This is a genomic window from Nostoc foliaceum FACHB-393 (genome assembly GCF_014698505.1).
GTDB classification, from domain to species: Bacteria; Cyanobacteriota; Cyanobacteriia; order Cyanobacteriales; family Nostocaceae; genus Nostoc; species Nostoc foliaceum_A.
In genome coordinates, this window is sequence record NZ_JACJTD010000075.1 from 14,881 (window position 1) to 27,957 (window position 13,077).

At 40.9% G+C, this 13,077-nt stretch carries 12 protein-coding genes; 4 read left to right on the plus strand and 8 right to left on the minus strand.

Going from position 1 to position 13,077, the window contains the following annotated elements; translation table 11 throughout:
- Position 1 precedes the first annotated feature (1 nt).
- The 3 genes from H6G92_RS33115 (at position 2) to H6G92_RS33125 (ending at position 2,215) form a co-directional block, all read left to right on the plus strand.
- Positions 2-838 (plus strand): TniB family NTP-binding protein, encoded by an 837-nt coding sequence (locus tag H6G92_RS33115; protein ID WP_190900392.1) that lies wholly within the window; start codon positions 2-4, stop codon positions 836-838.
- Positions 838-1,356: a TniQ family protein gene (locus tag H6G92_RS33120; RefSeq protein WP_190900394.1), complete on the plus strand. Its 519-nt coding sequence runs from the start codon at positions 838-840 to the stop codon at positions 1,354-1,356. Before H6G92_RS33115 ends, H6G92_RS33120 begins: the two co-directional genes overlap by 1 nt.
- Positions 1,357-1,525: 169 nt before the next feature.
- Positions 1,526-2,215: an integrase catalytic domain-containing protein gene (locus tag H6G92_RS33125; protein WP_190900395.1), complete on the plus strand. Its 690-nt coding sequence runs from the start codon at positions 1,526-1,528 to the stop codon at positions 2,213-2,215.
- Positions 2,216-2,677: 462 nt separating this feature from the next.
- On the opposite strand, the gene H6G92_RS33130 is transcribed toward H6G92_RS33125, so the two are convergent.
- The 3 genes from H6G92_RS33130 to H6G92_RS33140 all read right to left on the minus strand — a co-directional run bounded on the left by H6G92_RS33130 (position 2,678) and on the right by H6G92_RS33140 (position 3,842).
- Positions 2,678-2,875 (minus strand): hypothetical protein, encoded by a 198-nt coding sequence (locus tag H6G92_RS33130; RefSeq protein WP_190900397.1) that lies wholly within the window; start codon positions 2,873-2,875, stop codon positions 2,678-2,680.
- 149 nt (positions 2,876-3,024) lie between these two features.
- Positions 3,025-3,330 (minus strand): helix-turn-helix domain-containing protein, encoded by a 306-nt coding sequence (locus tag H6G92_RS33135; RefSeq protein ID WP_190900399.1) that lies wholly within the window; start codon positions 3,328-3,330, stop codon positions 3,025-3,027.
- On the minus strand, positions 3,327-3,842 hold the full coding sequence (locus tag H6G92_RS33140; RefSeq protein ID WP_190900401.1) for a hypothetical protein: 516 nt from the start codon (positions 3,840-3,842) through the stop codon (positions 3,327-3,329). The genes H6G92_RS33135 and H6G92_RS33140 overlap by 4 nt, the downstream gene beginning before the upstream one ends.
- Before the next feature lie 198 nt (positions 3,843-4,040).
- Here H6G92_RS33140 and H6G92_RS33145 point away from each other — a divergent pair, with 198 nt between their 5' ends.
- Positions 4,041-4,190, plus strand: coding sequence for a ribbon-helix-helix domain-containing protein (locus tag H6G92_RS33145; protein ID WP_242059410.1), 150 nt, complete (start codon positions 4,041-4,043; stop codon positions 4,188-4,190).
- Between the two features lie 96 nt (positions 4,191-4,286).
- Here the strand turns inward: H6G92_RS33145 and H6G92_RS33150 are convergent, their stop codons facing one another.
- The 5 genes from H6G92_RS33150 to H6G92_RS33170 all read right to left on the minus strand — a co-directional run bounded on the left by H6G92_RS33150 (position 4,287) and on the right by H6G92_RS33170 (position 12,922).
- Positions 4,287-6,926, minus strand: coding sequence for a S8 family peptidase (locus H6G92_RS33150; RefSeq protein ID WP_190900405.1), 2,640 nt, complete (start codon positions 6,924-6,926; stop codon positions 4,287-4,289).
- Positions 6,919-7,983, minus strand: a complete 1,065-nt coding sequence (locus H6G92_RS33155; RefSeq protein WP_190900407.1) for an ATP-binding protein — start codon at positions 7,981-7,983, stop codon at positions 6,919-6,921. The genes H6G92_RS33150 and H6G92_RS33155 overlap by 8 nt, the downstream gene beginning before the upstream one ends.
- A 264-nt stretch (positions 7,984-8,247) precedes the next feature.
- On the minus strand, positions 8,248-11,214 hold the full coding sequence (locus H6G92_RS33160; protein WP_190900409.1) for a type I restriction endonuclease subunit R: 2,967 nt from the start codon (positions 11,212-11,214) through the stop codon (positions 8,248-8,250).
- Between the two features lie 2 nt (positions 11,215-11,216).
- Complete coding sequence (locus H6G92_RS33165) at positions 11,217-12,554, minus strand: restriction endonuclease subunit S (RefSeq protein WP_190900411.1); 1,338 nt, start codon at positions 12,552-12,554, stop codon at positions 11,217-11,219.
- A complete protein-coding gene (locus H6G92_RS33170) occupies positions 12,551-12,922 on the minus strand; it encodes a DUF1524 domain-containing protein (RefSeq protein ID WP_199345072.1) in 372 nt (123 codons plus the stop codon). Before H6G92_RS33170 ends, H6G92_RS33165 begins: the two co-directional genes overlap by 4 nt.
- Between the last annotated feature and the right edge of the window lie 155 nt (positions 12,923-13,077).

The window sequence follows — 13,077 nt, forward strand, 5'->3', positions numbered from 1 at the left end:
CATGACTTTAAAAGAAGCCCAAGCAGTCGCCCAACAATTGGGTGATATTCCCGTTAATAGTGAAAAATTACAGGCGGAGATTCAACGATTAAATCGTAAAGGTTTTGTCCCACTTGAACAAGTGCAAATTCTCCATGATTGGTTGGAAGGTAAACGCCAATCAAGACAATCCGGGCGTGTGGTAGGTGAGTCGAGAACTGGTAAAACAATGGGTTGTGATGCCTATAGGCTTAGGAATAAACCCTCTCAAATTGCAGGAAAACCCCCAACTGTACCTGTGGCTTATATCCAAATTCCCCAGGAGTGCGGTGCTAAGGAATTCTTTGGGGTAATTATGGAGCATTTGAAATATCAAGTAACTAAAGGAACAGTGGCAGAAATTCGAGATAGAACACTGCGGGTTCTTAAAGGTTGCGGGGTGGAGATGTTGATTATTGATGAAGCTGACCGCTTTAAGCCGAAAACTTTTGCGGAAGTACGTGATATTTTTGACAGGTTGGAAATAGCAGTGATTTTGGTAGGAACCGACCGCTTAGATGCAGTGATTAAGCGGGATGAGCAGGTTTACAACCGTTTTCGGTCTTGTCACCGTTTTGGAAAGATGTCAGGGGAAGATTTTAAGCGAACGGTGGATATTTGGGAGAAACAAATACTGAGATTGCCAGTTGCTTCCAACCTTTCCAGTAAAACGATGTTGAAGACGTTAGGGGAAGCAACTGGAGGTTATATCGGTTTGATGGATATGATTCTCCGAGAGACTGCAATCCGGGCTTTAAAAAAAGGACTGCAAAAAATTGACTTGGAAACTTTGAAGGAAGTAGCTGCTGAGTACAAGTGATGGAAGTGGAAAATATTAAGCCTTGGCTGTTTAGAGTTCAACCATATCAAGGAGAAAGCCTAAGTCATTTTTTGGGACGCTTTCGACAGGCAAATGATTTAACCCCTACTGGGTTAGGTAAAGCCGCAGGACTTGGGGGTGCGATCGCACGGTGGGAAAAATTTCGGTTTAATCCCCTACCGTCTCGCCAGCAGTTAGAGGCATTGGCTAAGGTTGTGGAGGTTGATGCTGATAGGCTAGCGCAGATGTTACCACCTGCTGGAGTGGGTATGAAAATTGAGCCAATTCGGTTATGTGCTGCTTGTTATGTTGAGTCGCCATGTCACAAGATGGAATGGCAGCTTAAGGTAACGCAAGGATGCACGAGCCATAAATTAACCTTGTTGTCAGAATGCCCCAACTGTGGAGCAAGATTCAAAGTTCCATCTTTGTGGGCAGATAATTGGTGTCAGCGTTGTTTTCTGCCTTTTGAGGAGATGATTGTCTTTCAAAAACTTATTTCTAAGCATGAAAATTAATCAACTTTTGCTTTTTTGTGAAGTAATTATTGATTTTTGATTTCAAGAGTGGTAAGTTGTATTTTTATAGTACTTATGCACTAATTAGTGCATTGCTGTACTGCAATACCGCTACTTTTAACCTACTTAAAGGTGAATAACCGTAGCTAATTTAGAATGGAGGAAAATTATGATCAATCAAACTTTTGAAAGGCAAACTCTAGATGTAGACCATAGCAATCAAGTTTGGCAATGTGACCATAGTAAGCTAGATATCCTACTGGTAGACCAACATAGTGAATCTGTAACTCTTCCTTATTTAACGTTGATTATAGACAGTTATTCTCGCTGTATTATGGGCTTTTATCTAGGCTTTGATAAACCTAGTTCTCATTCTATTGCCTTAGCATTACGTCATGCTATTTTGCCAAAGCAGTATGGAGAAGAATATCAACTTAATAGCGAATGGGTAACGTATGGTGTTCCTGAAATTATTTGCGGTGATGCTAGCAGAGATTTTCGCTCTCAACGCTTAGAACAGATTTGTTTGCAGTTAGGTATTAATTCTCGTCTGTGCGAAGACCACCTCAGTCAAGGTGGATTTGCAGAACGTATTTTCCGGAAGATTAATACGGAGTTTCTGGCTGCTTTACCTGGATATATAAGTTCCAACATTCAGGCTCAATCCAGTCTAAATACAGCAGAGGAAGAAGCTTCTCTAACTTTGCAGGAACTAAACTTACGGCTAGTTCGCTACATTGTTGATATTTATAATCAACAGCTTGATGCTACACAAGGAAACCAGACAAGGCTCCAAAGATGGGAATCAGGGCTATCTGCTCAACCAGTTATATTTAATGAGCAAGGCTTAGATATCTAATTGCAAAATTAGGTTTTAAAAAGCATAATTAAGTAGTGAAATTAAACATAGCTGAATTTGAATAAGAACTTATTCCTAATCCTGGACAAAGAATATGAAAACTCACGATTTCTATTTGTACCTGTGTGAGATTTTTAGAGTTTTACTAATTCAGCTATAACTTTTGATGAGATGGTAGATTGACAGAATTATTGTTGACTAAGCAAAACCGCGCAATTCAATAACAATTTTGTCAGTGCCATCAACATATAATCCCCTCTTGCTAGCCTTTGTTTTCCAAGAAATCAAGAAGGGATATGTTTTGAAGTTAATGCTGTTAGGCGAAAGCAAGACATTAAGGACTAAAAACATCCTTGAGGTAATTGCTTGTTGTCTGAATAAATAATATTTGATTAAAATGTGTTAGCAAAGCACCTCTGAAAGAGACTCGCTACAATTTAACTGACTTCCAGAATATTAAAATCATGGGGTAATTTGTTCTGCTTGCTCGACTGCTGGATTGAACATGATTGAGAAAGTTGTATTTGGTATTAGTCGGCGCAGAACTTGTGAATGAGCCTCTGCATCACCACGACGACGAAAACGAGCAACTATCTGGTGTTGCATATTAGGAAAATGGCGAACTATACACCAAGGATGTAGCTTTTCAATGTAGGTCACAAAATCTCCTCATAAAATCTATGATTTAGCTAGTGAATTGGAGTTAACAAATGTGGCTCAAATTTTTACAAGATTAAAGCCACCCTACTGTGAGAGTGGCTGGTAAAAAAATGTCATCCTGACATTGCAATTGGTTGACTTTTCGATTCCTACTTATGCCCTGTGAGAGAACAAAGTATATTCAGACATTCTTCGGGAATTTCCTCGAAGTGTTCTAGCAAGAAGTCCATCAGGGCAAGATGGCGTAAATCACTGGGCATGGGACTGCGGTAATTGCGACCCTTGGAAAACCAACGCCGGACAGTTGAGAGTGAACGAGAGCAAATTCTAGCGATCGCTTCATGATTGACATCCCATTTGGCATAGAAATTCTTGGGTGTCATTCCTAGTTGACAATGGCTATATAGATCAATCAAATTTTGCTCTCGTACCAGTAAAGGACGCGGATTAGTCATAGCGGCGACCCTTCCAGTGGTTCTAAATCCTGTTCCCAAGCAATATCGGCAGATATCCAAGCGGCACTAGAGCTATCTTTGCTCAACCAAATCAGGTAGCACCAAGTCCAGCAGCAAAGATGGGGAGCAAAGCTATAAAATCTGCCGATCGCAGTTCCCCAATCGGTATCAGAACCAATCCAACGCAATTTGTCGCCATACAAAAAGCGGGGTGTCTTTGCTGTATTAGGAAATTCGTCGGGTAAATCAACAGAACTCGGAGAAAATTTCTGGTTAATTAATCTTGGGAGTAAATCCTGGCGATTGAGCGCGATCGCACTCAAATAACTAGCAACTAATTCAGCATCAAGACTCTGAGTTAATTGGGAAATCAATAACGCTGCTAAACTTTCTTGTTCTTGCTGTTCACAATAATTGCTGAGTTTCGCCAATAGTTCAGCAATACCAAAGTCATCTAAAGCTTGTAGATAACTTCTGTGTTCATCTGTTTTATGGCAAACAGGTCTTAACATGGAATATGTCTCCTGTGAAAGGGAGCCAGAAGCCAGCGTCGGCCGTGAGAAAGTTGTGCGCTGGCTTTTGACTTATCAGTAATTATACATAGATTCTGTGTACTTCTATTTAAATTTATTTGTTTTTAGTGATTTAATATAAAAATACATAGAAAAGCTGATGATAGTCACATGGGGAAAGTAACGTTGAGTATTTACATGGAAGAAGAAGACAAAGAAGCTCTGCAACAACTGGCGGATGCAGAGGAGCGTTCTTTGTCGCAAATGGCGGTATTAATTCTGAAACGAGCAATTAGAAAAGCACAGGCGGAAGGAACGATTTCGCCGAATCAAGGAAAAGGGAAGTGAGGCGATTGCTTCGCTAGTTGAGAAAATTTTCGCTTTTATACCTTTTCTTAGATCAATATCTAATATCAAGAGAACAATTCCAAAATACTTGGATTTTCAGACTGATTGTTGGATCTGTATTTCCTGCTGTACTCTAGCTTTTGGTTGTACCTTAGCTTCTGCTTCAACAAAGGAAGTATATACATCGATATCAGAGTTGACAGCTTCAAAACTAACAGCTAGCGCAAAAGGTACTTCAGCATTGGGATCTTGGTTCCATCCTGTATGTCCAACTACAGCAATACAAAAGCCTTCACGTAGCTCATAGGATTTTATAGTCGCCCAATCTTTCTGAACAGTTCCTGTACTTCGGGACAGTTCTTTTACTATGCCATCAATGCCATTTGGACGTGTTTGACCTTTAGCTAACTGCCTTTTTCCTAGTGTCCATTGAAATAGTCCGTCATCTTCCTCGGTTTCTTCTGGTGCATCATAGTCTTTGAGAACTCTATCAAGAAAACGATCGGGATCTTCTCCCCGTTTGCTACAAGTCCAATCTAACCAGGTTGATAAATATTTCCTGCGGTTGCGTCGGGTACGACGAGGTTCAGCCACATAGGAAAGTGTGATTTCAATCAAAATGTCAAACCCTTCCCCTTGAGGCAGGAAATTTTCTGGCACTTTTACTTGATAAACCTTAGCTTGCCGAGCTTGAATGCGTTCTATCGCTCTAGTTGTTAGCGTTACACGATTTAGGGAATTGCCGAGAGCGCGATTGATATCTGGAATACCATAACCCATAGTCCGAATGGCATGACAGAGATTAGCATTCGAGTTATTCGTCCATCTTGGTAAACGTGCTGATTGAACAATGAGTGCGCGGTAAAGGAGTGTACTTTCTTGAGGGAATGCTGCTTCCAGTGCGGCAGCGATATGTGTGACTTTAGGAGCGGCAAATGATGTTCCTACGGCATCTGCACTAAAAGCTTTACCACCATCACGGGTTGAACGAATCAATTCTGGGCAAACTAATTCTGGTGTAGTGAAACTTGGTGAAGTTAGTGAGTCAATAACGTAGTCACCACCATATTCAACCACTTCTGGTTTAATATTTTCCCAGATGCCTGGGCCTGAGCAGGAGAAAGAAGAAGGATAATTTTGCTTTGCAATCGAACTTAGAGGGGGATTAGTATAAGTGTGATGAGCAATAGAACCAACAGTTAGAGCTTGGAAACTTTGCGCCGGGTTAGCAACTCGTGCAGAAGGTTGCAGGAGATATTCTGGATAGTTACGACCAGCTTGTATATGAGCGGCAATTGAAGGACGTGTGACAAAGCTTCTCACTGCCTCAATATTGCCAGCAGCAACAATGAAGAGAACGTCATTTTCCCAACTTAATTTATCGATAGCTGCTGCCCAAGGAGTCATTGATTGGGTGCGACATGGTGAAATTCCAGCTATTGAGTGGTTATAAATTCGCGTTCTAGTTTGGTGGTAATAAATAGTTACGATTTCCTCTAAAACGTCAGGTGGGAATATAAGTTTAGGTAGTTCGTTTCGTGCATTAAGAATTCTGGCATTTTGAAGCCAACATACTGCCTGCTGACGACCTGTTTTAGGAATACCTTGTGGGTACAAAACTGCTCCTGCAACTCTAGTACCATGTCCACCACCTCTACAATAATCAGCAGTGATATTCGTTTCTCCAGGTACCCAAGATGTAGAGAGAGTAGAGTCAATTGCAACTCTCACTTTGGGGTGATTTTCTTGAATACCACTGTCGATAATACAAACTTTGGGTGCATTTGGCTCAGGTGCTTCTAATTCAAACTGTTCCTGACCTGATTCAGAACTATTCGGTGTAACGGATGGAGCGATAAATTCGTCGGCTTCACTGACATCGAATATATATGGAAAATTGAGGACAAGATCCTTCAATCCATTACCAAGTATGCGAATCCGGCAGGAGAAGCTATCAGGTAAACGTGAAATTCCAACTTCGTCACCTGAAATAGACCGCAAAATTTCTCCACGATATAGCGGATTTTGTATAAATTTAAGAAACTTGGCTTCTCTGTCTGAATACAGATCATCCCATTCTTCAGGTGTGAGATTATGTTTATCCAGCCATTTATTAATACTTTTCTGAAAACTGGCATCAGTATTACAGCGTTCCCGCTTAGGACATCTAGAATATTGTTCTTGAATATTGATACAAGAAATACCTACATCCACAATATATTCTTGACAATCTGAAATCTGATCCCACTGGGATTGAAGACTAGGTGAAAGAATATACTCCGGTCGCTTAGTCCCCTCCAAAATTTCCCATATTTCTGGAACCTTTCCGCCACCGCGTGTTGACTCAATAAATAGCTGAATCTTTATTCTGAGTTCCGAAAGTCCTGTATCTGCTGAAGCTCCAATAATGTAGCCTTCCTCCAGATCGGCAACAACCTCAATCCCAAAACTTTTCAATGCATCTGCATCAAATAAATTAGGATCTACTTGCAAAATGAATGAAATTGCATCTGGAAGCTCAGGTTTACCTTCTTCCTTACGCTTTTCACATTCTGCTTCCCAACTTGAGATAATAGAGGAAATGGAAAAGTTTAGCTTTTTACCGTGTCCACCTGCATTGCCTCTATTAGCCAAAGTTTTTGCAGAAGGTTTGCCCCCACCTCCTGAAGGTGTAGCAGTTCCTTGATTTGTTAAACGTAGGGGTAAATGAGAAAATTGATTGAATCGCTCAGACATGAGAAGCTACAACGTCTTGAATAGATGCCTCTAAGTGTTCTTGAATGACAAGTTCTTCCCGATCAAGGATGGCGCGTTTCGCGGCATCTTGAGCAACGCGAACAATCTGTGCAGCTGAAAGTTTATCCAGTTTCTGCACGATCATTTCCCAGTTGATTACGCCAACTTCAACCGAAGAAAGTGTCTGTTTTAATATAGCCTCAATTTCTGCTGCTGTAGGTTTTGGCACCTCGATTACATCATCAAATCTTCGCCATACAGCTTCATCCAGAAATTTAGTTAGGTTAGTGGCAGCAACAAGCAACCCATTTGAGGCTTCGTATTCATCAAGTAGTTGTAAAAAAGTATTAACAACGCGCTTAATTTCACCAACTTCCTGAACATCTTCCCGCGATTTAGCGATCGCATCACATTCATCAATAAATAACAAACAAGGAGTTTGAGATGCTGTTTCAAATACTTCGCGCAAATTCGTTGCAGTTTCACCCAAAAAGGAAGAAACCATTGCATCAAAGCGTACTTTGACAAGAGTCAATCCTGTATTCCAAGCTAGACGTTCAGCCCCCATCGTTTTACCACAGCCAGGAGTACCGTAAAGTAAGATTTTTTGACGGTAGCGCAAACCGTGATGAGCTAGTCGGTCACGAGCAGCATATTCTCTTTCGATACGGCGAAAACGCTCTTCCACAGTATCTGAAAGAATCATGTGGTGCCGCAAACGCTCTCTAGGAATTGTAACAATGAAGGGATGGTTAAAACGCTGTTTACTTGACAGTACAGTTAGAGAGTGGGCATCAGGCGTTTTTGAAATAGCGTCCCTGGAAGATGGAGACGGAATTACACCACGAGATATATCAGGTGAAAGCGCAGGTTTCTCAGAAGAAATACGAGGAGATTGACGATTACTTTTGTGAGCAATATTTTCGAGCTGTTCAGCGAGGAGAGTGTGTCCTTTTTTGCGTTCTTCCTCAACGACTACAGATAGCATACTTTGGATCGCCGTTTGATCTTCACTGGCAATCGCTCTAAATAGTCGTTTGAGCAACTCTCCTTTCATTTTGCTGATTTACTCTGGATATAGTACTATTGTATTACTAGATGAGGCACTAATCAAAATTGCCTACAAATACCTGATTCCTCGTTATCTTACCTTGCCTTACTGCTGCCTATAACTGTCTGTGTGACAAATTCTTGGTATACCTGCTGCGGACAACTGGCTACGAGTTCTGTGATATTCTTGCAACTGTTGAGAACAAACATTTAACCGCACAGGAATCACAGGTTTACCTAGATATAAAAATGTGATCGCTCTATGCCTTCCTTATGCTGCACCTTGGTCGTAATCATTATCGAACAGGGTATTGGCTAACCATACTTTAAATTCAGGGTCTTCAGTAAATTTACGGTATGCTTCTGTATGGTCAAAGATGAATTCCTGAAACTTATCGACTAGCTTTTTCTCAAAGGTGATTCTGGCGTTTTGCCGATCTGAGTATTTCTTGGCGTTCTGATATTCTTCGTCTTTGCTGACTTCGGCGGGTAATTCTTCAAATAGGAAGCGACGCACTTTATCTTTTTCTGTCCACTGAATATTGCCGAAGCGATCGTTAAAATCTTGAATAATATTACTGAGTACGTCTAATTGCGCCTCATATCTGCCACCAGGAGCATCTGGGGGTGTGGGTGCTATTTCTGACCCACCTTCAAGCTGTATGGCCAGGGTTGTTTGTCTTTCTATGCGGTAGCTGTCGATATCAACGCTTTCTAGAATACCTTTGGATAAATCGGTGTCGTTAAGGTTGGGAAGTTTGGCTAGTAGGAATTTGAGAAAGGTTTTCAGGCTTTCCCAGTAGGGATTACGGAAAGGATTAATTTGGACAAGGAATTGATAATTGCGGACGAAAGATTTGCCTTTTTTCTTAAAGTCTATTTGTTGTTCTTCGTCTAATTCGTTGATAAAATTTTGCTTGCATTCATTGAGTATGGGGTCTAATTGGTCACGTTCTGCACCATTGATGAAGCGGGTCATTAACTCGTTGACCTGTTCTTCAGAATAAACTTGGAACCCGTCAAGGGCATCTTGCAAGTCGTTGAGGCGGTCTATGTCGGTTTCTTCACTGAGGATTGTTGTTTTATAAAATGGGTCAAAAGCTTCTTTAATTGCATCGGCTGAGTTGACAAAATCTAGGATGAATGTATCTTTTTTATCTGGCTTGTAAGCACGGTTGAGGCGGGATAAGGTTTGAACCGCTTTGATATCAGCTAGGGTTTTATCTACATACATGGTGTGCAATAGCGGCTCATCAAATCCGGTTTGGTATTTATCAGCTACTATCAGGAATCGATATTCAGTTTTTTTAAAATTTTTGGGAATGTCATTTCCTGGAAAGCCATTCATTGAGGACTCATCCTCTTTTTTCCCGTCAACTTCTTTACTGCCTGTAAATGCAACAATAGTTTTGTAAGGTGCGTTAATTTCCTGTAAATAGGCATCGAAGGCAAGTTTATAGCGAATGGCGCTGACAATACCATTGGTGACTACCATTGCCTTTGCTTGTCCATTAATTTTGAGTTGACCAATCACGTCTTGCATGAAATGGTCAATCATAATTTCTGCTTTTTTGCGGATAGCGTGGGGGTGTCCCTCTACGTACTGCTTGAGCTTTTTCTTTGCCCGTTTGGTATCAAATTGCGGGTCGTATTCAATCTTTTTATGAAGTTTACAGTAACTTGTAAATGTGGTATAGTTTTCCAGCACATCAAGGATAAATTCTTCCTCTATTGCCTGTTTCATGGAATAGTTATGGAAGGGATAATACTTGTCATCGGCTGGATTCTGAACACCAAAAGCTTCTAATGTTTTATTTTTGGGTGTGGCTGTGAAGGCGAAATAGCTTGCGTTGGGAGAAAGTTTTTGTTCTTCAATAATGCGGAGAATTTTATCTTCGGTGGTTTCTTCGTCCTCACCTGCTTCTTTATTCAGGGCTGCGCTCATTTTGGCGGCGCTGCTACCACTTTGGCTGGAATGGGCTTCGTCAATGACAATGGCAAATTTTTTATTGCTTAATGACTGGATTTCCCGAACAACATAGGCAAATTTAAAAACGGTAGTGATAATAATTTTTTTACCTTCTTCTAGCGCCTCTTTTAATTGCTTACTACCTTCAGTGATGGCTTCAACTACGCCTTTGACTTGGGCAAACTGTTTGATGTTGTCGCGGATTTGTCTATCTAAAACTTGGCGGTCTGTAACTACAATAATGGAATCAAATATGGAGTTGGTGTCGTTGGTGTCGGTAAGTTCTACTAGTTGGTGACTCAGCCAGCTAATGGAGTTACTTTTACCTGAACCTGCGGAATGTTGAACTAGATAATGCTGTCCTACACCATTAATTTTGGCATCGGCTAGGAGTTTTCGCACTAGGTCGAGTTGGTGGTAACGAGGGAAAATTAGCTTGCGTTTCTTCTGTTTTGCTTCGTCTTTCTCTTCTACCAGTTGGGCATACTTTTCAATGATGTTGCTGAGGCTGGTTTTGCTGAAAATTTCTTTCCACAGGTAATCGGTTTTTAGTCCGTTGGGGTTGATGGGGTTCCCCGTACTGTCGGGGAAAAGTAAGTGTGGTTCAGATTTTTGACCTTTGTTGAAGGGAAGAAAAACTGTTTGTTGTCCCTTGAGTTCAGTAGTCATGTAGACTAACTCATCATCAACGGCGAAATGAACTAAACAACGCGCAAAGTTAAACAGGGGTTCTTTGGGGTCACGGTCAGTTTTATACTGCTTTATGGCATCCTGGACGTTTTGCGTAGTAAGGTTGTTTTTTAGTTCAAAGGTGATGAGGGGTAAGCCGTTGATGAAAATCCCCATATCCAGCGATCGCTTCTTGTGATCGTTGCTAAAGTATAGTTGGCGAGTGACGGAGAAGATATTTTCGTTGTAGCGTTGGATGGCTTGGGGGTTCAGTTGGGATGAGGGTAGCTTGTAGTAGAGAGTGAGGCTGACTTCTCCGGCTTTGATGCCGTTGCGGATAACATCAACAATACCTCTGGTTTTGATTTGGTCACAGATGCGTTGAAACAGTTTTTCTTCAAACCGTTTACCGTAGCTGGTTTCTAGCCTGGTGACTTGGGTGGGTTGCGTTTTACGGAGAAATAGCAGCAGTTGAGTTTTATCTAAGCAGTAGTTGCGGTCATAGTCCCCAGATAGACTTTTGATGTAACCTGCTTCTGTGAGTAGGCTTTTTCCTATGAGGGCTTCTAAGCCTTTTTCTGAGGTGTCAGTTGTGGTCATGACTAAATTGCTGCGGCTGTAAGGGTGGATTCAACTGCGGATGTTTCGCGTACATCTATTTTTCCCGTTACAGCGTCGGAAATTAAGGTGGTGCGGTATTCTTGGATGAGTTCGATCTCTTTTTCAGCTTTGGCGATAACTTCGTCAATTTTGCTAGTTTCTGTTTTGATGTACTGAACAATTTGTTGCTGCTCATTTACTGATGGAAGTAATAAAGGTATATTTGCTATATCCGACATATTGAAATGTGGAACAGTTGCACCTTGTGAAAGCAAGGTTATAAACTCAGCAGCAATTCCGCCATAAATAGAGTAAACTCCAAATTCTTCATTTAGTTTTTGATGGTTAACTCTAAAAAGTACAACTCTTTGTCCTAAGCATAAGTCGATACCTTGAGGAACTAAACAAGCCTCGCCTGCTGGTGCTTCGCGTGTAAATAAAATGTCACCAAGTTTTGGTTTACCCCTTCGTGTCCATTCCAGAAAACCATCTAAATTTGTATATTTTGCATTTGTAAAATCTAGCATTCCACCCTTAATATTTGAGGTTCTTACCACAAGATATTGTCCATCTTCATAAAATGGGGCGGTTTTATGTTCAGTATCTATAATTTGGTGGAGAACATATTTAATCTTAATTTGCTGCCAATGTGCTGGTATTTCCCCTAACCACTCAATAGCAGAAGGTTTCATAGGTGCATGGGGGTTAATTCCTTTGGTGACTGCACGGTTAATGATCGCAGTTTTCTGCTCTTTGAGCAATTCAATAAGCCTTTGCTTGTTGCTGATGAAGTGGCTTATCTGTTCTAATTTGCGATCCAGGAAGCGTGCGATCGTTTTTTGTTCTTCAAATAAAGGACAAATAATAGGAATTTGAAAAAAATCATCAGAATACATACGCAGCCTTGAGGAGCGAATACCTTTTGAAGTGCGGGTATATTCAGCAATGTATTCTGGTATTCTTACGAGATATTCAAGGTAGTCAGAATAAAATTTATTTGTATCCTTTGGTCTATAAACACCGTATGCAGAGCTAATAATTCCTTGATATTTAGATACTCCTAACGCTCCCATCCAAGCCCACATGATGTTTATAACTAAGTCATTAGGAATACAAGTTTTATAGCCTTCATAGGATTCAGCCATAAACATAGTGATATTTTTTTCGCTTCGAGGAGTTACTCCGGTGATGTGTGAAACAGAAAGCAATTCCTCATCCCCTGTCTCTGAACGCTCGTCTACTTCATAAAAACAATACTTTGCTCGTTTTGCTTCCCAATGCTGAGGAATTTTTCCGACAAAAGCCAAACCCGAATCCCTATAAACTGGATAACGTTTCATCCTGCAATCTCCTCAGAAATATAAGATTCAACTACCCTGTTCAAGCGTTCTGGGTTCCAAATTTCCTCTGCAATCTTTTGATAAAGCTTTTGCCGTGCATCCAAATCAGCTTTTTTAAACTCCTCATGGGGCTGAAACTGTAGGCCAGAGCGTTCCTTATACCCAAGGAAACCAGGATTATGGTCGTAACATTGAGGGTTGAGAGATTTAGCTAAAAGGTTCTGTCCGTAGTAATGGGGCAACTTTTTAGCATAAGGCAAGTCACCGTAACTGGCATTAAATGACTTTGGCAGCAGCAACAATCCCCCAATGCGGTTACGATACTCACTAAAGTCCTCTATATAGGGGAACTCTTTCAAACAATCCATCGGAGAGGAAAACTGCTGACTGTAAAGTCTTACGGGGGGACAAAAAGGGCTAGGACGCAGATATAATGAGCCTCATAGCCCTCTCTCCTTGCAGATAGTATTTACGCTTATTAAGATTTAGTCTCAATAATTCGGTGACTAATTCATAGGTATTT

Excerpts from the sequence above, each read along its gene's own strand:
- H6G92_RS33145 (WP_242059410.1), top strand. The coding sequence starts at position 4,041 with ATGGAAGAAGAAGACAAAGAAGCTCTGCAACAACTGGCGGATGCAGAG.
- H6G92_RS33135 (WP_190900399.1), bottom strand. The coding sequence starts at position 3,330 with ATGACTAATCCGCGTCCTTTACTGGTACGAGAGCAAAATTTGATTGAT.
- H6G92_RS33120 (WP_190900394.1), top strand. The coding sequence starts at position 838 with ATGGAAGTGGAAAATATTAAGCCTTGGCTGTTTAGAGTTCAACCATAT.
- H6G92_RS33170 (WP_199345072.1), bottom strand. The coding sequence starts at position 12,922 with ATGGATTGTTTGAAAGAGTTCCCCTATATAGAGGACTTTAGTGAGTAT.
- H6G92_RS33125 (WP_190900395.1), top strand. The coding sequence starts at position 1,526 with ATGATCAATCAAACTTTTGAAAGGCAAACTCTAGATGTAGACCATAGC.
- H6G92_RS33140 (WP_190900401.1), bottom strand. The coding sequence starts at position 3,842 with ATGTTAAGACCTGTTTGCCATAAAACAGATGAACACAGAAGTTATCTA.
- H6G92_RS33115 (WP_190900392.1), top strand. The coding sequence starts at position 2 with ATGACTTTAAAAGAAGCCCAAGCAGTCGCCCAACAATTGGGTGATATT.
- H6G92_RS33160 (WP_190900409.1), bottom strand. The coding sequence starts at position 11,214 with ATGACCACAACTGACACCTCAGAAAAAGGCTTAGAAGCCCTCATAGGA.
- H6G92_RS33155 (WP_190900407.1), bottom strand. The coding sequence starts at position 7,983 with ATGAAAGGAGAGTTGCTCAAACGACTATTTAGAGCGATTGCCAGTGAA.
- H6G92_RS33165 (WP_190900411.1), bottom strand. The coding sequence starts at position 12,554 with ATGAAACGTTATCCAGTTTATAGGGATTCGGGTTTGGCTTTTGTCGGA.
- H6G92_RS33150 (WP_190900405.1), bottom strand. The coding sequence starts at position 6,926 with ATGTCTGAGCGATTCAATCAATTTTCTCATTTACCCCTACGTTTAACA.